Raw genomic sequence first — 22,836 nt, 5'->3', positions numbered from 1 at the left:
CATCCGAATTCGGTCGAGAGATCCAGTGCCTGATGACTGCCAGCAACTGTCCGGCTCGACCGGCTTGGTGAGGAAATCGTCATAGGGCGGCTGATGCGAGGTGCGTAGCACGCGATGCGGCCTAGGCGGATGCGCATGCCCCGATAGTCCGCCAGTTTCTCAAGGAAGCGCTGAATAAATCGCGTTCCTCTCCATCGCGGCTGAAGCCGCTCCTAAAAAATCAATTGGTTACGTGAGAAGGTGTTGCCACGAATGGAATAAATCGGCGTTTCCCTAGCCCAATGCTATAACCGGATCCTGTGGTGGGTAGGTTTGTAGCCGTGTTCGCGGTAGGCGCGGAAACGCGCCCGCCCAGCCTGAAGCACCGCCGGATCATTGTCGACCAGATCGCACAGTCGCTCGAACCGTTCCCATCGGCTCGGAAGGTCGCGCCCGAGATTCAACAAGACCTGCTGCTCTGTCTCGGGCGAGCCGTCGAGGCTGATCAAGATGGGCGTCAGCTTAGCGTCCACGCTCCCAACCAGACCGTGCGGCAGGAAGCTCTCCTGCCGAAAGGTCCAGAGCAGCCGATCGAGATGGTGCGCCTCCTCGCGCTCTGGACAGAGGATGAGCACGCGCAGATCCTGGGCGTGGATGCGCTCGACCAGCCGACAGGCCAGGATGAAGCGATCAGCGCGGCTGTCGGGTTCGAGGCTGTAGAAGTCGATCCGCGTCATGAGGCGGTTCAGAAACTGTCGGTCGAGTTGAAGAGTCCGACGCGCAGATCCTTGGCGGTATAGATGGTGCGCCCGTCGACCTGAACCATGCCATCGCCGATGCCGAGCACCAGCTTGCGGTTGATGACGCGCTTCATGTCGATGTGATAGGTGACTTTGGTCGCGGTCGGTAGGACCTGGCCAGTGAACCTGACCTCGCCGACGCCCAGCGCTCGGCCATGCCCGGGATTGCCAGTCCAGCCCAGATAGAAGCCGACCATCTGCCAGAGCGCGTCGAGCCCAAGACAGCCGGGCATCACTGGGTCGCCGGGGAAGTGACACTCGAAGAACCAGAGGTCGGGACGGATGTCGAGCTCGGCCAGGATCTCGCCTTTCCCGTAGGCACCACCGAAATTGGCGATGCGCACGATGCGATCCATCATCAGCATATTGGGTGTCGGCAACTGGGCGTTGCCGGGTCCGAACAGCTCGCCGCGCCCACAGGCGAGGAGCTCATCGCGGGTGAAAGAGGCTTCTTTTTTGTCCACGGTCGATCCTAGAATGAGGCCCACAGAGAGCGTGAGGGCGTAACTGGTTAGGGTCAGGTGCGCAGACGCGCGCGTACGAATTCGACGACGGTGTCGAGGGGGATGAGCTGCATCTCGGCGTCGGTGCGGGCCTTGTACTCGACCTGGCCATTGTCGAGTCCCTGGTCACCGACGACGATGCGATGCGGGATGCCGATGAGATCCATGTCGGCGAACATGAAACCGGGACGCACGTCGCGGTCGTCGAGCAGGACGTCGAGCCCGGCGGCCTGGAGTTCGGCATAGAGCCGCTCGGTCGCCTCACGGACCCGATAGGACTTGCCGAGCTTCATCGGCAGCAACGCGACCTCGAAGGGCGCAATCGGTGCCGGCCAGCAGATGCCGCGCTCATCGTGATGCTGCTCGATGGCTGCGGCGACCACGCGCGACACACCGATGCCGTAGCAGCCCATGGTCATGATGATGGCCTTGCCGTCTTCGCCGAGCACCTTGGCTTGCATGGCGGCGCTGTACTTGCGCCCGAGCTTGAAGATGTGTCCGACCTCGATGCCACGCGCGATGGTCAGCGTGCCCCGACCGTCCGGACTTGGGTCGCCCTCGACCACGTTGCGCAGATCTGCGACCTCGGGCAGCGGCAGGTCGCGGCCCCAGTTCAGACCGAACCAGTGTTTGCCGTCGATGTTGGCCCCGGCGCTGAAGTCGGCGGTGACGGCCACGGTGCGATCGACGATACAGGGGATCGGCAGATCCTTCGGCCCAAGCGATCCAGGGCCGGCGCCGATGGCGGCACGGATCTCGGCCTCGGTGGCCAGGCGCAGCGGCGAGGCGACCTGCGGCAGCTTCTGTGCCTTGACGGCATTGAGCTCGTGATCGCCGCGCACCAGGAGCGCGACCAGGCCGCCGCCGGCCTCCTCGGAGGCCGCGACCACCAGGGTCTTGACCGTGCGCTCGATCGGTTGAGCAAACTGCTCGACCAGCTCGGCGATGGTGCGCGCATTGGGTGTGTCGACCAGACGCGCCGGCTCGCTGGGCGCAGGGGCATGCTCGCGCGGGGCGAGCGCCTCGGCCAGTTCCACATTGGCGGCATAGTCGCTGGCGGTCGAAAAGGCGATGGCGTCTTCACCCGAGGCGGCCAGGACGTGAAACTCGTGCGAGGCGCTGCCGCCGATGCTACCTGTGTCGGCACGCACGGCGCGAAACTCCAGTCCACAGCGCCTGAAGATACGGCAATAGGTCTCGTACATACGCTGGTAGGTCTCGTCCAATGAGGCCTCGTCCAGGTGGAAGGAATAGGCGTCCTTCATCAGGAACTCGCGCGCGCGCATCACGCCGAAGCGCGGGCGGATCTCGTCGCGAAACTTGGTCTGGATCTGGTAGAAATTGACGGGGAGCTGCTTGTAGCTCTTGAGTTCGTTACGCGCCAGATCGGTGATGATCTCTTCGTGGGTGGGTCCAAAGCAGAACTCGCGCTGGTGGCGGTCCTTGAAACGCAACAACTCAGGACCGTATTGTTCCCAACGCCCGGACTCCTGCCAGAGTTCGGCCGGCTGCACGGCTGGCATGGAGACTTCCAACGCCCCGGCGCGATCCATCTCCTCGCGCACGATGCGCTCGACTCGGCGCAGTACACGCAGTCCCAGCGGCAACCAGGTGTAGAGCCCGGCGGCGAGCTTGCGGATGAGACCGGCGCGCAACATCAATCGGTGGCTGACGACCTCGGCGTCGGCCGGCGTCTCTTTGATGGTCTGGAGTGGGAACTCAGAGGTACGCATCGGACGAAAATCTCGACAGGTAAAGCATTGAAGTCTATTGGTCCGGCGACGTCGAAACAATACCTTCCACACAACCCATCAGGCGCCTTCCAGGGTCGTCCCCGAAAACGGCGCGTCGATGATGTTAGAGTAATTGAGATTCGTCCAAGGATCTTTCGTCCGTTCCATCCGTGAATAGTTCTCATGTGGCAGACTCAAACATGACTCAATCGGGATCCGGTTCGATGGCCATGGAACGACGCACCCAGCTACGTATCGACCTGAGGATTCCGGTCGAGCTGACCTACCCGGGTCGGGACGCGCCCGTGCAGGCCGTTACGCGCGACCTCTCCTGGGGGGGCGCACTCTTGCATCTCACGGACCCCCTGCCCAGGGATCTCAAGACCCTGATCATCAGCCTGCCATGGCGGCGCGGCAAATCCATCCACGCCCAGGCCAAGCTGCTGCGCGTGCGTCCAGACGCTGCAGGTGGTTATCTGGCGGCTGTGCGCTTTACCAGCCTATCGCCGCGCAGTCAGAGCCGTTTGGAGCGCCTGCTCAAGATGCTCTATTCCGCGGATACCAAGGGAGACGCAGCTGGTAAGAATGCCTTGTTTCGCGAGTTGGAGGTCACGGTCAGCGATGCCGAGGAATTGCGCCAGACGCTACTCCAGATCCTGGAGGGGCGTTACACCGTGACCGTCTTCGAGCCCTATGAGGTCGGACAGAGCATCAGTCTGTCGATCACTGGGACCTTCGATCTCCCAGACATCCGCTTGCGGGCGCAGATCTCGGGGGTACAAAAGTCCAGGGTCGAGGGATTCAACTGGGCCGACCTCTATACCCTGTCGCTCGAATTCGAGCACCCGGGTGACGCGATTCGCGCCTTAATCGCGCAGATCCTGAGTCGTCTGTCTGACTCTGAGGATCAAAGCTCCATCTTTATTTCTCTGGAGGGCGCGCCGGACTGGTTGCGTTCGGTGGCCACGGCGGTACGCTTCAGTATGAGTAACCGGAAGGCCGATGTCGGCGTCCGGGATGAGGTGCGTTCCTGTTTGGAGTCCGAGCGTCCCGAGGCCGTGGAGCGGCTCATTGCCGGCTGGGGTAATGTCAACGATTTCGACGTGGTCTTCCAAGATTTGGTCCTAAGCCGCGACGAACAGCCGCCTGCCTGGTCGCAGGAGGCCTGGGATGAGCTCAAACTGTTACAGAGTGTCCATGATGAGGTCTATGGCGCTCCACCTCATCGAAACACCTGGCTCAGGGGTGGGCGGCTGTGAGACGCATCCCGGACAGCGATCGCCTGCCCCATGCGCTCTACCGTGCCGAACAGGTACGCCGGCTCGACCGTCTGGCCATCGAGCGCTTCGGTGTGTCTGGGATCGAGCTGATGGAACGCGCCGGTGCGGTTGCCTATCGGCTGCTGCGCGTGCGCTGGCCGAATGCGCGTCGCCTCACCGTCCTGGCCGGGATGGGCAACAATGGTGGTGACGGCTATGTAGTGGCGCGGTTGGCGCGCGCCGCTGGTCTGGACACGCGGGTTTTGCAACTCGGCAAGGCGGATCAGGTGCGTGGTGAGGCGGCCCTGAGTCTGGCCGCCTATCGCGACGCCGGCGGGGTCATTGAGGATTATCTTGGCCTGCCACGCAAGACCGATCTCTATGTCGACGCCCTCTTTGGCACCGGGCTGGTGCGTCCGGTGACGGGCCCCTGGGCCGAGGCCATCACGGCGCTCAATGCCCAGCGCGCGCCTGTGCTGGCGCTCGACCTCCCCTCTGGACTGCACGCCGACACCGGCTGTGTCCTGGGCGTGGCGGTGCGGGCGAGTGTGACTGTCTCCTTTATCGGGCTCAAACTCGGACTCTTTGTCGGTGCCGGCGCCGAGTATCGGGGGGAGGTCCACTTCAGCGCGCTCGAAGTCCCAGCCCAGGTCTATGCCGGGGAGATCCTGGCGGCGGTGCGGATCGACTGGGCGCGCGAATCGCGTCTCCTCACGCCCCGCTCGCGGATCGCGCACAAGGGCGACTGCGGTCATGTCCTGGTCGTCGGCGGCGCACCCGGGATGTCGGGCGCGGCGCGTCTGGCCGGTGAGGCGGCCCTGCGCGCGGGCGCCGGGCTGGTGACGATCGCGACCCATCCGCGTCACGCCGACTGGCTCAATCTCGACCGGCCTGAACTGATGGTCGCCGCCGTCGAGCGTCCGGAAGACCTGGATACGCTGATCGAGCGGGCCGATGTAGTCGCGATCGGCCCAGGGCTGGGTCGGGGTGACTGGGGACGCAGACTCTGGGAGCGGGTCCGCGGCTTGTCGCATCCGCTGGTGGTGGATGCCGACGCGCTCAACCTCCTGGCCGAGTCCCCAGGCGCCGGTCCAGACTGGATCCTGACCCCGCATCCAGGCGAGGCCGCGCGTCTGCTCGGCAGCGCGACCGCCGAGATCCAGTCCGATCGCCTCGCTGGCGCGCGGCAGATCCAGGCGCGTTTCGGCGGGGTGGTGGTACTCAAGGGGGCCGGCACCATTGTGCATGGCCCAGCACCGCGCGTCCCGGCCGTCTGTAGCGACGGCAACCCCGGCATGGCGACCGCGGGCGCGGGCGATGTCCTGACCGGTGTGATTGCCGCCCTACGCGCCCAGGGTCTGGAAACCGAAGCGGCCGCCCGCGCTGGTGTCTGTCTGCACGCCGCGGCCGGGGATCTGGCCGCGCGTGCCGGCGAGCGTGGGCTGATCGCCACGGATATCATCGCCGCCCTGCGCACACTCTCCAATGGTCTCGCCAAGGTGGATCGCTGAGATGCCCGCGACCCTGGAACTCACACTCGACACACCCGAGTCACAGATGGACTTTGGGGCGCATCTGGCGCGGGCCCTTAAACCGCCCTGCGTGATCTTTCTCGAGGGCGACCTGGGCACGGGCAAGACCACCCTGACCCGTGGTATCCTGCGCGGTCTCGGGCACTCCGGGGTGGTACGCAGTCCAACCTATACCCTCGTTGAGCCCTATGCACTAAACGACCTTGAACTCTACCATTTCGATCTCTATCGCCTGGGTGATCCGGAAGAACTGGACTATCTCGGGCCGCGCGATCTGCTTGGGAAGGCGGCGGTTTGGGTCATAGAATGGCCCGAGCGTGGCGCCGGCTTCCTGCCCAAGCCCGATCTGCGCATCCAGCTCGTCCACCTCGATGTCGGTCGGCGCTTGACCCTAAATGCCCTGAGTCCATCGGGCCAGACGCTGCTCGCTGATGTAATTTCTGTCTCTGATGTCTCTGCGCAACATCTTCGAGCCGATACTTGAGGAAGTTCCTCTAATCATCGGAGCTGACTTGGAAAGATCGGCGATAAGCTGCTATCTTTTAAGCGATGCTCGTACCCAAGTCAGGCCTCGAGGCGGCATCGTGAACAGGCTCATCGTGCTCTTTATGCTACTGATCGCCCTGCCCGCGGCGAGTGTCGCGGTGGAGGTCGACTGCCAATGGAATCCGCCGAGTTCGAGCAAGACCCGGCTGCTCTTCAACCTTACGGCGCCCGCCGCCCACCGCATCTTTACCCTCGACCAACCTGATCGAGTCGTGATTGACATTGCTGGGGCGCAGATGCGCAGCGACCTGCCAGCGGCGCGCACCGACGACCCCCTGCTGATCGGCGTGCGCGCCGGTGTGCGTCCCAATGGCGACCTGCGCGTCGTGCTCGATCTCAAGCAACAGGTGCGCGTCAAGAGTTTTACCGACAGGACCGGCGCTGACAGATACCAACTGATCGTCGAGCTCCTGCCCAAGTCCTTGGGAGGTGGCAAACTCCAGCCGGTCTCCAATCAGGCGCCAGTTCAGCCGCTCTGGTTGAGTCGCGGACGCACGGCCATTGTCGCCATCGACGCTGGACACGGCGGCGAGGATCCAGGGGCGATCGGGCCAAACGGCACGCGCGAGAAGGACGTCACCCTGGCCATCGCCCACAGGCTAAAGCGACTGATCGAACGTGAATCCGGGATCCGAGCCATAATGATCCGTGATGACGACCGTTATGTCGGACTGCGCGAACGCACCCTGATCGCGCGCGAGCACAAGGCCGATCTCTTTGTGTCCATCCATGCCGATGCCTACGAGAACCCAGACGCACAGGGCTCATCGGTCTATATCCTCTCGCACGGTGCGGCCAGCAGCGAGGCGGCTGGTTGGCTGGCCGATCGTGAGAACAAGGCTGATCGCATCGGCGGTGCGGATCCGACGACGAGCGAAGACATGCTGGCCGCTGTGCTGCTCGACATGACGCGCAACACCACCCTGGAGCACAGTGCCGAGGCGGCTACCTCGGTGCTACGCGCTCTCAAGCGTGTCGGTGTGGTCCACAAGGCTGATGTCCAGCGTGCCGGCTTCGTGGTGCTCAAGTCGCCCGACATTCCATCGGTGCTGGTCGAAACGGCCTTCATCAGCAACGCCCAAGAGGAGCAGCGACTCCGCGATAACCTCTATCTGCAGCGGATGGCCGAGGCGATCCTGGCCGGGATCAAGGGTTATTTCGCCAAGTATCCACCGCGTGGCCTGTTGGCGGCCGATACGGGCCAAGGCGTCGAGCATCGCGGTACGGATGCGGTACAGGGTCTGAAATCCGCCTCCAGGACACGCGCGGGCAGTCTGCGCGAATATGTGATCACCCAGGGCGATACCCTGTCCGGAATCGCCAAGCGTTATCGTGTGAGCCTCAGTTCGCTGCGCGCCGAGAATGGTCTCAGTGAGACCGATATCATCCAGGTCGGGCAGGTCATCGCCATTCCGTCCGATTCCTGATCCGACCTCGGCTGGAGCCGCGCCGGCTCGCCCGAGTCGGTGTGGCGTGCATCCTTACGTCCACCCATGCCCAATCCGATTCGAATACTCTCCGATCACCTCATCAACCAGATCGCCGCCGGCGAGGTCGTCGAGCGTCCGGCCTCGGTGGTCAAGGAGCTGATCGAGAACAGTCTGGATGCCGACTGCGCCCGGCTGGAGATCGACGTGGAACGGGGTGGGATCAAGCGGCTGCGGGTGCGTGACGACGGGCGCGGCATCCCGCGCGATCAGCTCGCCCTGGCGTTGGCGCGGCATGCGACCAGCAAGCTGGTGGATCTGGCCGATCTGGAGGCGGTCCAAACCCTTGGTTTTCGCGGTGAGGCGCTGCCAAGCATCGCCGCTGTGAGTCGGTTGACCCTGACCTCGCGGGCGCGTTCGGACCTGGACGCGGCGGACGATTCGGCCTGGGAGATCGCGGTCACCCCTGATGGACGTCTGGACGGGCCGCGACCGGCGGCGCATCCGCCTGGAACCAGTGTCGAGGTGCGGGATCTGTTCTTCAATACGCCGGCGCGGCGCAAGTTCCTGCGCACCGAGCAGACCGAGTTCGAACATATCGATCAGGTGGTACGGCGTCTGGCCCTGGCGCGCCCGGATGTCGCCTTTGAGCTGCGTCACAATGGGCGGCTCGTCCATCAGCTGCCGGCGACCGACGGGCGGCCCGGATCCAGGCGCGCCCGCCTGGACCGACTGCTCGGAGCGGGGTTCGCCGAGCAGTCGCTGGAGATCGATGTCTCAGCCCTAGACCTGCGTCTGCATGGCTGGGTACGGCGTCCGGCCTTCGCGCGCAGTCAGCCCGATCAGCAGTTTTTTTATGTCAATGGGCGCCTGATCCGTGATCGGCTGATCACGCACGCCATCCGGCAGGCATTCAGCGATTTTCTGCATCAGGCGCGTCATCCGGGCTATGTGCTGTTTCTGGAACTGCCGCCGCACCTCGTCGACGTCAACGTCCATCCATCCAAGCACGAGGTGCGGTTTCGCGAGTCGCGTCAGGTCCATGACTTCATCAGGCATGCCCTGAAGCGGCGTCTAGCGCAAGGGATCTTGGGCGGGGGTCCGTTGGACAGGCCAATGCCGGCGACGTTGGGCATGACGGCAGAGGCATTCAGAGGTTATCCAAGCGCGCCGACTGTCTCACCCGTGGAGACGGGCGACAGCCTTGACCAACACCAGTCGGCGCCGCCGCGAGCGACAGGTTTCAGTGCGCACTCCTTGGGCGTCAAGGATGGACGGCAGGCCTATCAGGCGTCGTTGGTGCTCCAGCGTCCGGCGGCGGATCCGCCAAGCGCCCCAGTGGTCGGCGACGAGGCCGGATCGTCCCTGGCCATCAGGGGCGCTCTACCGCCGCTCGGTCTCGCCCTGGCCCAGCTCAACGGTGTCTATCTGCTCGCCGCGTCGGACGATGGGCTGATCCTGGTCGACATCCATGCCGCCCACGAGCGCATCGGCTACGAGCGGCTCAAGGCGGCCTGGAACGCCGGACGGGTGACGAGTCAGCCGCTATTGGTACCGCACAGTCTCCAGGTCGATCCGCGCGAGGCCGATCGTCTGGAGGAACAGCGCGAGCCACTGGCCCGGCTCGGTCTGGTGCTGGATCGTCTCGGCGTCGATCGGGTGGTGGTGCGCGAAGTGCCGGCGCTGCTGCGGCAGGCCGATATGGACGCCCTCGTCCGCGATCTGCTCGCCGATCTCGCGGCGCAGGGCGAGAGCACTCGGCTTGAAGAGGCCATCGACAAGATTCTGGCGACCCTGGCCTGTCACAGTGCGATCCGCGCCAACCGGCGCCTGACGCTCGACGAGATGAACGCCTTGCTGCGCGACATGGAGCGCACCGAATGCATCGATCAGTGCAATCATGGCCGTCCGACCTGGGTCAGGCTCTCCCAGACCGAGCTTGACCGACTCTTTCTGCGCGGGCGCTAGACCTTGACCAAACCCGCATCCGATCCCCGCCCCTGGGCGATCCTGCTCATGGGTCCGACCGCCTCGGGCAAGACCGATCTGGCCTTGCAACTGGTCGAGCGTCTGCCGTGCGAGATCATCAGCGTCGATTCGGCTATGATCTATCGGGGCCTGGATATCGGCACTGCCAAGCCCGGGCCCGAGATCCTGGCACGCACCCCGCATCGCCTGATCGACATCCTGGATCCGACCGAGTCCTACTCAGCCGCGCGCTTTCGTGAGGACGCCCTGGCCGCCATGCATGAGATCAGCACCCGCGGACGCATTCCGCTCCTGATCGGTGGCACCATGCTCTATTTCCGCGCCCTGCAGCAGGGTCTGGCACGGCTGCCGAGCGCCGATGCCGAGGTGCGTGCCGCACTCGACGCCGAGGCCAAACGTCTCGGCTGGGCCGCGATGCACGCACGCCTGGCTAAACTCGACCCGGACGCCGCTGCACGCATCCATCCCAATGACCCCCAGCGTATCCAGCGCGCACTCGAAGTCCAGGCACTCAGCGGACGGGCGATGAGCGACCTGATCCGCAACGCCAGGCACGAGGCCCTACCGTTTCGGCTACTGAAACTCGCGCGCGCGCCGAGCGATCGCGCCATCCTCAACGCCCGGATCGAGCGCCGTTTTCGCGGCATGCTGGAACTTGGGCTGGTCGATGAGGTCTCTCAGCTTTGGGCACGCGGCGATCTGACGCCCGATCTCCCGTCGATGCGGTGCGTCGGCTACCGCCAGGTCTTAAACTATCTGCGTGGCGAAAGTACTTGGGACGACATGGTGCAGCGCGGCATCATCGCCACCCGTCAGCTCGCCAAGCGGCAGCTGACCTGGCTGCGCGCCGAGCCGGATTGCCACTGGATTGACGACGAACCCGATCCCTTGGCGGCTGTGCTCGAACTCATTGCGTTCAAGCTCAAGGACGAACATCCCGGGTCAGGTGCGGCGGCGGGCAGTCGCTGGAACGGCACCTGATGCATTCATTTGGTGGAGCGTTTTGTGCGAAGCTGTGGTTCGTCCCAGCAGCCACTCCTCCGCATTCGGCCCGACCCCGTTACCCGCGGTCGCGGCGGTTTTCAGCTGGGCACCTGCGTCATCGACAACAACAAGGAGCCAATCCCATGTCCAAGGGACAAAGCCTTCAAGATCCCTTTCTCAACGCCCTACGGAAGGAGCATGTTCCAGTCTCCATCTTCCTGGTCAATGGCATCAAGCTCCAGGGCCAGATCGAGTCGTTCGACCAGTTCGTGGTGCTGCTCAAGAACAACGTCAGTCAGATGATCTACAAACACGCCATCTCGACCGTGGTGCCGGCGCGCAACGTCCGGTTGCCGACAAACGACACCGAAGGTTCCGAGCCAGAGTCCCCTTGAGCAAGTCATCCGCGGCGGTTCCGGCCATTGCGGTCCGGCCCATCGCACGAGGCCACTCACTCGTCTTCGAGCGTCCCAAGGCCGGCGAGCGGGCGGTGCTGGTCGATCTCGACATCGGGCACGGATCGGCGCGCGAGGCCGACGAACGCGAGGAGTTTGTCCTGCTCGCCCAGGCGGCCGGCGCCGAGGTGTTGGGATGCCTCGGCGGCGCACGTGCCACGCCCGATGCGCGTCTCTTCATCGGCTCGGGCAAGGCCGAGGAACTCAAGGCCCTGGTCAGGGCCACCGAGGCCGAGCTGGTCATCTTCAACCATCCACTCAGTCCGGCCCAGGAGCGCAACCTGGAGCGTCTGCTGCAATGCCGGGTGATCGACCGTTCCGGGTTGATCCTCGACATCTTCGCCCAGCGCGCGCGCTCCTTCGAGGGCAAGCTCCAGGTCGAGCTGGCCCAGCTTAAGCATCTCTCGACCCGATTGGTGCGCGGCTGGACCCACCTGGAACGTCAGAAGGGCGGCATCGGTCTGCGCGGTCCGGGTGAGACGCAGCTGGAGACCGACCGCCGGTTGTTGGCCGCACGCGTGGCCATGTTGGAGCGCCGGCTCCAGCGCCTCGAGGCCCGGCGCGCCCAGGGGCGCAAGGCGCGCGCCAAGGCCGAACTGCCGGTGGTCTCGCTGGTCGGCTATACCAATGCCGGCAAGTCGACCCTCTTCAATTGCCTGACTGAAGCAGGCGTACTGGAGGCCGATCAATTGTTCGCGACCCTGGACCCGACCCTGCGCCGTCTGGATCTGCCCGGCGGTGTTAATGTCGTATTGGCCGATACCGTGGGCTTCGTCAGCCGGTTGCCGCACGAGCTGGTCGCCGCCTTTCGCTCGACGTTGGAAGAGACACGCGGCGCCAGCCTACTCCTGCATGTGATCGACGCAGCGGCGGCCAATCGATCGCGTCTGATGGCTGAGGTCGAGAGGGTGCTCGCCGAGATCGGCAGTTACGAGCGCCCCCGATTGGAGGTCTTCAATAAGATCGACCGACTGGACGGCGAGATGCCCCGTCTGGAACGCGACGCCGAGGGGCGCCCGGTGCGGGTCTGGGTCTCGGCGCGTACAGGCGCGGGTCTGGATCTGCTGCGCCAGGCGCTGATCGAATTGACCGGCGGCGAGCGCGCGATCAAAACCTTTATCCTGGGCCCTTCTGAGGGCAAGCGGCGCGCCTGGTTCTATCGTCATGCCCATGTGATTGAGGATCGCCCACTCGACTCGGGCGGTTGGGAGCTGCGCTGCGCGATCACGCCGGCAGACCTGGAGCGTCTACAGGCGCGTTTGCCGTGATCGGATCGTCTCCCGTACAATCTCGGTCATCGATCGATGAAACTTCTGAATAGAAAGACGGAGAAGCTATGGCCTGGAATGAACCAGGTGGCAGTCAAAAAGACCCCTGGAGCGGCAAGGGCGGTGGTGATCAGGGTCCGCCGGATCTTGACGAGGTGGTGCGCAAGCTCCAGGAGCGGCTCGGTGGTCTGTTCGGCGGCGATGGAAGTCCCACGGGCAGACGTCCGGGAGGCGGCGGCGCTCGGCTCAGCACCAAGGTCATCGGCGTCATCTTTGGTATCCTGGCCGTCATCTGGTTGGCGAGTGGTATTTATATCGTCGAGCCGGCTGAACGCGGGGTGGTGATGCGGTTTGGAGGCTATGTCGATACCACAGGGCCGGGTCCGCACTGGCATATCCCGCTGCCGATCGAGTCCGTGGTCAAGGTCAATGTCGATGAGGTCTCGACCCTGAGTTACAAGGCCGCCATGCTCACCCGGGACGAGAACATCGTCGAGGTCGAGCTGACGGTCCAGTCGCGCATCCAGGATGCCGCCGACTATCTGTTCCAGGATCAGGATCCCGAGCGTACCCTCAATGACGCCACCGCCACTGTGGCGCGCGTGGTCATCGGCCAAAGCAAGCTCGATTTTGTCATGACCGAGGGACGCGGCGCGGTGTCCGTGACCATCAAGGATCGCATCCAGGCGTTGATAGACCGCTACAAGACCGGCCTGCTCGTCACCTCGGTCAATATGCAGCCGGCCAAGCCGCCTGAGCAGGTCAAGGCCGCCTTCGACGACGCCATCAAGGCGCGTGAGGATAAAGAACGGCTGGAGAATCAGGCCGAGGCCTATGCCAACGAGGTGCTGCCCAACGCCCGTGGTGCGGCTGCGCGCCTCATCGCCGATGCCAAGGCCTATCGGGATCGGATGATCGCTTCGTCCGAGGGTGAGGCCGCGCGTTTCTCCGCTCTACTGGCCGAGTACAAAAAGGCGCCTGAAGTCACCCGTCGGCGTCTCTATCTGGAGACGATGGAAGAGGTGATGACCAAAAATGCCAAGGTGGTGCTTGACGTGACCAGTGGTGCCAACAGTCTCATGTATCTCCCCATCGATCAGATCATGCGGCAGTCACAGTCCCAGATGCCTCAGCCCGATCCGCCCGCTCAGTCGGTCGGCAATGGCCTCCAGGCACTGCCCGAACGGGTGGTCGATTCGCCGCTGCGGGCGGTCGATCGTGAGCGGAGGACGCGCTGATGACTCAGTCCAACCGGATCAAGACCTGGCTACCGATCAGTCTGGCGGTGCTGGTGGTCTTCTTCTCCAGCTTCACCTTCGTGGTGCGCGAGTACGAGGTGGCGCTCAAGCTGCGTCTGGGTGAGATCGTCTCCGATACCTATGCGCCTGGGCTTCACTTCAAGATCCCGCTCCTCAACCAGATCCGCAAGTTCGACCGGCGTTTGCAGACGCTCGACTCGCAACCCGAGCGATTCCTGACGATCGAGAAGAAGGACTTGATCGTCGATTCCTACGCCAAGTGGCGCATCGCGCGTCCGGCGCAGTTCCTGCGCTCGACCGGCGGCAACAATGCACGCACCAGCCGCCTGCTCTCCGAGCGCATCAACACCAGTCTGCGCGACGAGTTCGGCAAGCGCACCATCCAAGAGGTGGTCTCGGACGACCGGCTGGCGCTGATGGAGTCCCTGACCAGGGACGTCAATGCCAATGCCGCCGATCTGGGGATCGAGGTCATCGATGTGCGGGTCAAGAAGATCGACCTGCCACCCGAGGTCAGTGATTCGGTCTATCAGCGGATGCGCGCCGAGCGTGAGCGCGTGGCACGCGATCTGCGCGCCAAGGGGGCCGAGGCCGCCGAGCGTATCCGCGCCGATGCCGACCGCCAGCGCACCGTGATCATTGCCGAGGCCTACAAGGAGTCTGAAGAGATTCGCGGTGAGGGCGATGCCCGTTCGGCCGAGATCTATGCCCGGGCCTTCAACGCCGCCCCTGAGTTCTACGCCTTCTATCGTAGCCTTTCCGCCTATCGTCAGAGCTTCGGTCAGGGCGGTAGCCTCATGGTGCTGGAACCAGACTCAGACTTCCTCCGCTTCTTCCGCGAGTCGAGCGGTCAGCCCTGATCCCAATGGCTGAAGACCCGGCCCGGTCGGGGTCTCCAGCCATTGGACAAATCCGTGCACCTCTGAGAGGATATCGGCCCTTGGCGTGCCCGGCGTGCGGTGCGGTCCGGGCGATTCTCGATCACTCTCGCGGGATCCTTTTATCATCGTGCATGACATCCTGGTTGCCCTCTCGCTCGTGTTCATCATCGAGGGCATCTGGCCCTTCCTCGGTCCGTCCAGTTTTAGGCGTCTGCTGGCGATGGTCTCGCTCGAAAGCGATCGCTCGCTGCGCCTGGCTGGATTCGTCAGCATGATCTCGGGTCTCGGACTGCTGTATCTGGTCAACTGAACCCGAAACCCTGTCTCTCTAACCGTCATCATGTTACCCCTGAACGAGGAACGCTGGCTGCTGCCCGCCGGTATCGAGGAAGTTCTGCCGCCCCAGGCACGGATCATTGAGGGACTGCGCCGCGAACTGCTGGACCTCTATGCGAGCTGGGGCTATGAGCTGGTCATTCCGCCCTTTATCGATTATCTCGATTCGCTCCTGACCGGTACCGGGCAGGATCTCGATCTCCAGACCTTCAAGCTCACCGACCAGCTCACCGGACGTCTGCTGGGCGTGCGTGCCGACATGACGCCCCAGGTGGCACGCATGGATGCCCATCATCTGCGTCGCGAGGCGCCGACCCGGCTGTGTTACCTTGGTACCGTGCTCCATACGCGCCCGGACGGCTTCGCCGGCACCCGTAGTCCGTTACAGCTCGGTGCTGAGATCTATGGTCACGCCGGCATCGAGAGCGATACCGAGATCCTGCGTCTGGTGCTTTTGACATTGCGCACGGCCGGGATCGGCGAGATCTATCTGGATCTGGGACACGTCGGCATCTATCGCGGCCTGGCGCGTCAGGCCGGACTCGATGCGCTGCAGGAACATAGGCTGTTCGACGCGCTTCAGCGCAAGGCGATTCCCGAGATTGAGTCCTTGATCGACGATTTTGGGCTGACTGGGGCCGCAGCCGGGATGCTGCTGGCCCTGGCTGAATTGAACGGTGACGACGCCCTGGAGCGTGCGGCTCAGGTACTGGCGGCGGCGGATCCTCCGGTCCGCGCGGCGCTCGACTATCTGCGCCGGTTGGTCGAGGAGCTCCATCACTGGCTGCCCGAGGTCTCGATCCATTACGATCTGGCCGAACTGCGCGGCTATCGCTACAAGACCGGTGTGGTCTTTGCCGCCTTTGTGCCGGGCTGGGGGCTGGAGGTCGCGCGCGGCGGGCGTTACGACGACATCGGACGGGTCTTTGGGCGCGCGCGACCGGCGGTCGGCTTTAGTACCGATCTCAAGGGGCTGCTCCAGCATGGCCGTGGGTTAGAAGAACGTTATCGTCAGCCCGGAGCCATCCTGGCGCCCTGGTCGAACGACCCGACTTTGCGCGAGATCGTTGAGACCCTGCGTGCCTCCGGGCGGCGCGTGATCCAAGCGTTGCCTGGACTCGACCTGGATCCGCGCGAGCTCGGCTGTGAGGCGCGTCTGGAGTCGCGTGACGGGCGCTGGGAGGTGCGTCCGTTGCCTTAAGACGGCTCGATCCTCAACTTTCTCTTCATACATTTTGGAAGCGTGATCGATGGGCAATAACGTCGTTGTGATTGGCACCCAATGGGGCGATGAGGGCAAGGGTAAGGTCGTGGATCTTTTGACCGACCGCGCAGCGGCCGTGGTCCGCTTTCAGGGGGGTCACAATGCCGGCCATACCCTGGTCATCGATGGGGTCAAGACCGTGCTGCATCTGGTCCCCTCGGGCGTCCTGCGCGACAACGTGCAGTGTCTGATTGGCAATGGCGTGGTGCTCTCGCCCTCGGCGCTGTTCGGGGAACTGGACATGCTGGAGCGCGCTGGGGTGCCTGCGACCGAGCGTCTGGGTATCAGTGCCGCTTGTCCGCTGATCCTGCCCTACCACATCGCGCTCGACCGGGCGCGCGAGCTCAAGCGCGGTGCCAAGGCCATTGGCACCACGGGGCGTGGTATCGGCCCGGCCTACGAGGACAAGACCTCGCGCCGTGGGATCCGCCTGGGCGAACTGTTCGACGCACGGCACTTCGAGGAGCGCCTACGCGAGGTGATGGAGTATCACAACTTCGCGCTCGTCCATTACTACCAGACCGAGGCCGTGGACATCCAGACCGTGCTCGACGAGACCCTGGGATACGCCGAGCGTCTGCGTCCGCTGGTGGTTGATGTCCCGGGCGTGCTCCATGGTCTGCGTGCCCAGGGTCGGGATGTGCTGTTTGAGGGCGCGCAGGGTGCATTGCTCGACATCGACCACGGCACCTATCCCTATGTCACCTCGTCCACCACCACGGCGGGTGGTGCGGCGAGCGGCAGCGGCGTGGGCCCGTGCGATCTCGATTATGTGCTCGGGATCGTCAAGGCCTATACCACGCGTGTCGGTTCCGGTCCCTTCCCGACCGAGCTGCGCGACGACCTGGGCGAGCACCTGGGCCAGCGTGGCAACGAATTCGGTGCGACCACTGGGCGTAAGCGTCGCTGCGGCTGGCTCGACATGGTGGCGCTCAAGCGCTCGTTCGCCATCAACAGCGTCACTGGGATCTGCATCACCAAGCTCGACGTGCTCGATGGCCTGGAGACAGTCAAAATCTGCACGCGTTACCACCTCGACGGCCAGGACATCGAGACCCCACCCGTTGGTGCAGACGCCTTCGAGCGCTGCGAGCCGCGCTACATCGAGTGCCCCGGCTGGAGCGAGTCGACGGTCGGCGTCAAGCGTCTGGATGATCTGCCCGTCAACGCACGCCGTTATCTGGAGACGATCGAACAGCTCAGCGGTCTGCCGATCGATCTGATCTCGACCGGTCCGGAGCGGATGGAGACCCTGATCCGGCGTCATCCGTTCGATGTCTGAACGCGATTCGCGTCGGTGTTCACGGTGGTCTAGGACAGGGGGCGATCGCCTAAGCTCTGGCTCGTGAATTGAGCCCTCGTCTGTGGGATCATGGGTGTTCCGGGCCGCGCCCGCACGAGTGGTCGCGGCATTTCGCTGCCGACAACGACAAGCACAGGCCATGGATCCACGACATCCCAAAGACGACACGAGCCGTACCCAGGGCGCGCCCGTCAAGGTCGCGGACTGGACCGCCGCCGATCTCATCGATCTGGAGTATTACCTGGATGCCGATGAACGCAGGTTGCGCGACCGACCCTCGTGGCGCAAGACGCTCGCCGAACGCGATCGCACCATCTATCTGGAGCGTATCGAGCCCGCACTCGGTGGCGCTGTACCCCATAGTCCCCGCCATCGTCGTCTCAGTCTGCGGCTGTGGCTGAAGGCCCGACGGGCCGATGAGGATCCGAGTCTCAAACCGCTCCTGCCCGGTATTGTCTTTGCGCACGCTCAGCGGTTGGCGCTCTGGATCCTGGGGCTCCTGGGCTTCGTAGGCGGGATCAGTCTGACCTCGACCCTGCTTGATTATGATGGGCATCTGCCGGTCAGCGTGCCCTGGTTCGTCTTTTTGCTGGTGGTGGTCCAGTTTGTCCTCTCAGTCGGCGTGATCTGGACCTGGGCGCACCGCGCGTTGCGCCGAGGTCGAGCCGAGGTCGAGGAATCTTGGATCCTGAGCCATCTAATCCTGCCGGCGCTGGAGTGGGTCGCGCACTGGCTTCAGGAACAATATCTAGCCCACTCGCCCCAGGAGATCCGTGAACGTGCGCGGGCCACCAAGGGTCTGGTGCGTTCTCACTTCAGCGTCTATGGCCCGCTCTCGATCCTGACCCTGCTGATCCCGTTGCAAGTGTTCGGTGTCGCCTTCAACCTGGGCGTTATCCTGGCCACCATCGCGCTCGAATGGTTCACCGATATCGCCTTCGGCTGGGGCACTTCGCTGGCGGCCCATCCGCAGACCATCTATGACCTGGTGCGTCTGATCGCCGTGCCTTGGAGCTGGCTGTTCGGCGAGGGGCTAGGTTATCCGACCCTGGAGCAGATCGAGGGGTCGCGCATCTATCTGGAGCAATGGACTGTGGTCGGCACAGGTTTCCAGCCCAACCCAGAGCATCTGCGTTCCTGGCGCTGGTTCCTGGTGCTTGCGGTCTTCACCTATGGATTGCTGCCGCGTTTGTTGTTGCTGATCGCCTCGATCATCGCTCAGCAGCTCACACTGAAACGTCTGACCTTCACCCAGGGTCGGTTGCAGGCGCTCTATGCGCGGATGCTTACGCCGCGTCTGGAGACCCATGTCGGCGAAGCTGGGCAGGGCTCGGAGATGCACATCCCGGCAGAGATCATGCCGGGATCGATCAAGCCGCGTATCGGACTCCAGCTCAAGAAGACCGGCGATCTGTCTGTGAGCCGTCGGCCTTGGCGCGATGAGCTGCCGAAGCGTGGTGAGACGGCCCCAACCGAGGCGAGATCCGCCAAAACCGAGCCGATGGCCTTGGACCATCCGCCTGTGTTCGATAAGGCGGCGGTCGCCTCTGAACCTGCACAGATACCGGCATCCGAGCCTGAAGCCGAGGTCATTCCAGTCGCTGAGACACGCGAGGTTTCCGAGGCTGAATCCGCCGCCACTGTCGAAGCGGAGATTCCTGCTGTCCAGACCGTGGAGCCGCAAGCGGACTCAGAACCCGTATCCGCGCCCGAACCTGAGCCTGCAGCCGAGTCGGAACCAGAATCCAACCCCGAGCCAACGCCTGAGCTTCAGGATGTCGCCCTGGCGCAGGAGGCGTCATCCCGGCCCGAGACAGAAGGCGCACCTGCTCAGTCAAGACCCGAACCCGAATTACTGCTGGAACCGGAACCCGAGCCTCGCCCCGAGACGCCTGTCGAGCCACACTCTTTGCCTGAGCCTGAGCCTGAGCCTGAGCCTGAGCCTGAGCCTGAGCCTGAGCCTGGGCCTGAGCCTGAGCCTGAGCCTGAGCCTGGGCCTGAGCCTGAGCCTGAGCCTGGGCCCGAGCCGACACCAGTCCGGCATGCAGACGGCTTAAGCTACGCACCGGACGCCTGTCTGCTGCTCCTTCATGTCGATGTCGATGATGTGCTCGAACCCGAGGATCGACCCCGCTTGGAGCAATTGCTTCACGATCTCAGCGGCTGGCGCGTGGGTGCCCAGTCGATCTTCGGCGCTGGAAGCCAGATGATGGCGCGCGCACGCTCCCTCATCGAGAACGGCGACTGGCAGGCCCCGCCACCCCGAATTGCCGTGATCCAGGACGGCTCGCAGCCGCCGCTCACCGAGGATCTGCTCTTCCTGCGTGAGCTGCGCGCTGCCGCCGGTACTCGGGCTCAGATGCTCCTGGCCTTGATCGGCGATCCGGACGACGACGATCGATTGCCGCCGCTGCGCGCCCTCGACTATCGTGACTGGCAGTCCAAGATCGAACAGATGGCAGATCCCTATCTGCGTCTGGAGATGTTGAATCCACCCGCCGAGGATGGAGAAGACTGATGACGGAAGAGATTCCCCGCCTGGCGATCATGGGTAACCCAAACGCGGGCAAGTCCTCTGTGGTCGCAACCCTGACCGAGAACGACCGCATCGCGATCGACAAGCGCTCTGGGACCACGACCAAGTCCGATGTCTATCCCGTGGTGATCGATGGACGGACGGTCATCGAGTTCATCGATACGCCCGGGTTCCAGAATCCCAACGCCATCCTGGAGTGGTTTCAGGCCCATGAGGACACCCCGAATCTGGCACGCGCCTTCGTCGAGGCGCATCGCGGCGATCCGATCTATGCCCATGACGTAGAACTGATGGAGCCGGTCGCCCAGGGCGCCGGGATCATCCTGGTGGTCGATGGCTCCAAGCGCATCAAAGAGAAGGATCGAGTCGAGATCGAGCTGTTGCGACTCATCGGGCGTCCGCGGATGGCGATCCTCAACAATCTGACCCGTCAGGATCGCTACATCAACCAGTGGCGCGACGTCTTGAGTAAGGCCTTCAACTCGGTGCGCGAGTTCAATGCCCATCGCGCCACCTACGACGAGCGCATGCGTTTGCTCAATGCGCTCAAGAGTATCGATCAACGCTGGGAGCCGATGCTCGAGCGGGCGATTGATGCCTTCGCCCATGACTGGGAGCGGCGCATCGATCAGGCCGTGAGCACCATCCTCGACCTGCTCAAGCAGGCGCTGAGCTATAGGGTGTCGAAGACAGTCAAGAGCAGCAAGGTCATCTTCCAGAGTGGTCGCGACCGGGTCAAGGCCGAGATCACGGCCGAGTTCGAGGACGGTCTGCGTCGGCTGGAGCTCGAGGCCCGGGAGCACATCCGCGCCAATTTCAGGCACAATGTCTGGGATATCCCGCCTGATTCACTCCTGAGTCAGGATCTGCTCTCCGAGGAGGTCAGCGAGGCGCTTGGACTCTCGCGTCGTCAGCTGGCGATGGCCGGCGTGGCGGCTGGTGCGGCCTCGGGTGTGACCCTAGACCTGGCGCTCGCCGGCCATTCGCTCGGCGCAGGCGCCTTCTTAGGCGGGGTGGTCGGCGGCGTGCTGGGCGTAGTCGGCGGCAAGGCGCTGGCCAAGCTGAACATCGAGCGCGCGCCCAATACCCAGGTCTATACCATCGGGCCGGTCTCCAATCCGCGCTTTCCCTTTGTACTGCTCGATCGCATCATCCTGTATAGTGCGCGCGCCATGAACTGGGCCCATGGACGCCAGGCCGCCGACGAGGACGATCCCAACCGGGTACCGGATCGCGAGATCCGTCCTAAGGGCTTCACCGAGGAGCTGAGCGCCCAGGATCAGCGTGAGCTGGTGCGCTTCTTCAATGACGCCAGACGCGGTCGCCAATCCAGTCACGAGGCCGCTTGTGGCGACATCCTAAAGGGTCTGCTACGCGGCGTGTCCCTGAGCGAGATCGACAGTCGTAGCGACCTGTGATGACCCAAGACGAGCTCCTCGCCATCGACCGGGCCCACGCCTGGCATCCCTATACCTCGATGCTCGATCCGGATCCGGTCTATGCGGTGCGCGCGGCGCACGGCTGCGAGATCGAGCTCATGGACGGGCGTATCCTGATCGACGGCATGGCCTCCTGGTGGTGCGCCATCCATGGCTACAACCACCCGGTGCTCAATCAGGCGGTGCGCGATCAGCTCGAACGCATGGCCCATGTGATGTTCGGCGGTCTGACCCACGAGCCGGCGATCCGTCTGGTGCGTTCATTGGTCGAACTGACCCCAGGGTCACTCCAGCACGTCTTTCTGTGCGATTCCGGATCGGTCGCGGTCGAGGTCGCGATCAAGATGGCGCTCCAGTACTGGATCGCCGCTGGGCGGCCCGAACGTCATCGACTCCTGACCATCCGCTCCGGCTATCACGGCGACACCTGGCATGCCATGTCGGTATGCGATCCAGTCACGGGTATGCACCACCTGTTCAAGCGGGCGCTGCCCCAGCAGCTCTTTGCCCCGGCACCGAGCTGTGGCTTCGGCGACCCCTGCACCGATGACGACATCGCGCCTTTCGCCACCCTGATCGAACACCACCGGGATGAGCTGGCCGCCGTGATCCTGGAACCCATTGTCCAGGGGGCCGGGGGGATGCGGTTTTATAGCGCCGAGTATCTACGCCGGGTCCGCGAACTCTGCGACCAGTTCGATGTACTCCTGATCGCCGATGAGATCGCCACCGGTTTTGGACGTACGGGGCGGCTGTTTGCCTGCGAACACGCTGGGATCGCCCCGGACATCCTGACCCTGGGCAAGGCCCTCACCGGCGGCTATCTGACCCTGGCCGCCACACTCGCAAGCCGCAGGGTTGCCGAGGGGATCTCCTCCGGCAAGCCTGGGGTCTTCATGCACGGCCCAACCTTCATGGCCAATCCGCTCGCCTGTGCCGTGGCCAATGCCAGCATCGAACTCTTGCTGTCCCAGGACTGGTCGGCCACCATTCGGCGCCTCGAACGCGGTCTTGCGGCGGGGCTTGCGCCCTGTCGCGGGCTTCCAGGTGTGGCCGAGGTCCGGGTGCTCGGCGGGATCGGCGTGGTCGAGCTCGAACATCCGGTGGCGATGCCCGAGATCCAACGCCGTCTGGTCGAGGCCGGGGTCTGGGTGCGTCCCTTCGGGCGTCTGGTCTATCTGATGCCGCCCTATGTGATCTCGGACGCCCAGTTGGCGCAGCTCTGTGCCGCTGTGGTCGCGGTCGTCGACGCGCGGTCGGGATTTTGAACGTCCTGGTCTGTATCATGGGGCGCTTTCGACAGCTTGGCCTCTTTTGCATGAGATTCGCTTCGCGTGCTCGCA

The 22,836-nt window shown here is 64.0% G+C and carries 19 protein-coding genes and 1 pseudogene; 17 read left to right on the top strand and 3 right to left on the bottom strand.

Annotated elements, in window-relative coordinates; genetic code table 11:
• Positions 1–284 precede the first annotated feature (284 nt).
• The 3 genes from E6P07_RS09705 to E6P07_RS09695 are packed head-to-tail and all read right to left on the bottom strand — an operon-like array spanning position 285 to position 3,015.
• Positions 285–716: a DNA polymerase III subunit chi gene (locus E6P07_RS09705; RefSeq protein WP_153975421.1), complete on the bottom strand. Its 432-nt coding sequence runs from the start codon at positions 714–716 to the stop codon at positions 285–287.
• Between the two features lie 8 nt (positions 717–724).
• Positions 725–1,243, bottom strand: a complete 519-nt coding sequence (fabA, locus tag E6P07_RS09700; RefSeq protein ID WP_153975420.1) for a 3-hydroxyacyl-[acyl-carrier-protein] dehydratase FabA — start codon at positions 1,241–1,243, stop codon at positions 725–727.
• A 53-nt stretch (positions 1,244–1,296) separates the two neighbouring features.
• A complete protein-coding gene (locus E6P07_RS09695; protein ID WP_153975419.1) occupies positions 1,297–3,015 on the bottom strand; it encodes a proline--tRNA ligase in 1,719 nt (572 codons plus the stop codon).
• Between the two features lie 200 nt (positions 3,016–3,215).
• On the opposite strand from E6P07_RS09695, the gene E6P07_RS09690 reads away from it, so the two are divergent.
• The 17 genes and pseudogenes from E6P07_RS09690 (at position 3,216) to bioA (ending at position 22,761) form a co-directional block, all read left to right on the top strand.
• Positions 3,216–4,274: a PilZ domain-containing protein gene (locus E6P07_RS09690; protein WP_153975418.1), complete on the top strand. Its 1,059-nt coding sequence runs from the start codon at positions 3,216–3,218 to the stop codon at positions 4,272–4,274.
• A complete protein-coding gene (locus E6P07_RS09685) occupies positions 4,271–5,785 on the top strand; it encodes an NAD(P)H-hydrate dehydratase (protein ID WP_153975417.1) in 1,515 nt (504 codons plus the stop codon). Before E6P07_RS09690 ends, E6P07_RS09685 begins: the two co-directional genes overlap by 4 nt.
• A 1-nt stretch (position 5,786) precedes the next feature.
• A complete protein-coding gene (gene tsaE / locus E6P07_RS09680) occupies positions 5,787–6,290 on the top strand; it encodes a tRNA (adenosine(37)-N6)-threonylcarbamoyltransferase complex ATPase subunit type 1 TsaE (protein ID WP_153975416.1) in 504 nt (167 codons plus the stop codon).
• A gap of 100 nt (positions 6,291–6,390) precedes the next feature.
• Complete coding sequence (locus E6P07_RS09675; protein ID WP_153975415.1) at positions 6,391–7,779, top strand: N-acetylmuramoyl-L-alanine amidase; 1,389 nt, start codon at positions 6,391–6,393, stop codon at positions 7,777–7,779.
• A 66-nt stretch (positions 7,780–7,845) separates the two neighbouring features.
• Positions 7,846–9,747: a DNA mismatch repair endonuclease MutL gene (gene mutL, locus E6P07_RS09670; RefSeq protein WP_153975414.1), complete on the top strand. Its 1,902-nt coding sequence runs from the start codon at positions 7,846–7,848 to the stop codon at positions 9,745–9,747.
• Between the two features lie 3 nt (positions 9,748–9,750).
• Positions 9,751–10,749 carry a tRNA (adenosine(37)-N6)-dimethylallyltransferase MiaA gene (gene miaA / locus E6P07_RS09665; protein WP_153975413.1) on the top strand — a complete coding sequence of 333 codons (999 nt, stop codon included), beginning with the start codon at positions 9,751–9,753 and terminating at the stop codon, positions 10,747–10,749.
• 146 nt (positions 10,750–10,895) lie between these two features.
• The gene (gene hfq / locus E6P07_RS09660; protein ID WP_153975412.1) at positions 10,896–11,147 is read left to right on the top strand and encodes an RNA chaperone Hfq; all 252 of its coding nucleotides are present in this window, start codon (positions 10,896–10,898) and stop codon (positions 11,145–11,147) included.
• A 41-nt stretch (positions 11,148–11,188) separates the two neighbouring features.
• Positions 11,189–12,475, top strand: a complete 1,287-nt coding sequence (gene hflX, locus E6P07_RS09655; RefSeq protein ID WP_170286811.1) for a ribosome rescue GTPase HflX — start codon at positions 11,189–11,191, stop codon at positions 12,473–12,475.
• A gap of 68 nt (positions 12,476–12,543) precedes the next feature.
• Complete coding sequence (hflK, locus tag E6P07_RS09650) at positions 12,544–13,713, top strand: FtsH protease activity modulator HflK (protein WP_153975410.1); 1,170 nt, start codon at positions 12,544–12,546, stop codon at positions 13,711–13,713.
• Positions 13,713–14,594: a protease modulator HflC gene (gene hflC, locus E6P07_RS09645; protein WP_153975409.1), complete on the top strand. Its 882-nt coding sequence runs from the start codon at positions 13,713–13,715 to the stop codon at positions 14,592–14,594. Before hflK ends, hflC begins: the two co-directional genes overlap by 1 nt.
• 148 nt (positions 14,595–14,742) lie before the next feature.
• Positions 14,743–14,925 (top strand): DUF2065 domain-containing protein, encoded by a 183-nt coding sequence (locus E6P07_RS09640; protein ID WP_153975408.1) that lies wholly within the window; start codon positions 14,743–14,745, stop codon positions 14,923–14,925.
• A gap of 30 nt (positions 14,926–14,955) precedes the next feature.
• On the top strand, positions 14,956–16,152 hold the full coding sequence (locus E6P07_RS09635) for an ATP phosphoribosyltransferase regulatory subunit (protein WP_211363098.1): 1,197 nt from the start codon (positions 14,956–14,958) through the stop codon (positions 16,150–16,152).
• A 49-nt stretch (positions 16,153–16,201) separates the two neighbouring features.
• A complete protein-coding gene (locus tag E6P07_RS09630; RefSeq protein WP_153975407.1) occupies positions 16,202–17,497 on the top strand; it encodes an adenylosuccinate synthase in 1,296 nt (431 codons plus the stop codon).
• 160 nt (positions 17,498–17,657) lie between these two features.
• Positions 17,658–18,845: pseudogene (locus tag E6P07_RS14070) on the top strand (DUF2868 domain-containing protein); the annotation flags it as partial.
• Positions 18,846–19,172: 327 nt separating this feature from the next.
• The gene (locus E6P07_RS14065) at positions 19,173–20,036 is read left to right on the top strand and encodes a DUF2868 domain-containing protein (RefSeq protein WP_425505164.1); all 864 of its coding nucleotides are present in this window, start codon (positions 19,173–19,175) and stop codon (positions 20,034–20,036) included.
• The gene (locus tag E6P07_RS09620) at positions 20,036–21,472 is read left to right on the top strand and encodes a GTPase/DUF3482 domain-containing protein (RefSeq protein WP_153975405.1); all 1,437 of its coding nucleotides are present in this window, start codon (positions 20,036–20,038) and stop codon (positions 21,470–21,472) included. Before E6P07_RS14065 ends, E6P07_RS09620 begins: the two co-directional genes overlap by 1 nt.
• Positions 21,472–22,761, top strand: coding sequence for an adenosylmethionine--8-amino-7-oxononanoate transaminase (gene bioA / locus E6P07_RS09615; protein ID WP_153975404.1), 1,290 nt, complete (start codon positions 21,472–21,474; stop codon positions 22,759–22,761). The genes E6P07_RS09620 and bioA overlap by 1 nt, the downstream gene beginning before the upstream one ends.
• The last annotated feature ends 75 nt before the right edge of the window (positions 22,762–22,836 follow it).

The sequence above is a fragment of the Thermochromatium tepidum ATCC 43061 genome, assembly GCF_009664085.1.
Lineage (GTDB): Bacteria > Pseudomonadota > Gammaproteobacteria > Chromatiales > Chromatiaceae > Thermochromatium > Thermochromatium tepidum.
This window is presented reverse-complemented; position numbering and strand designations above follow the sequence as displayed.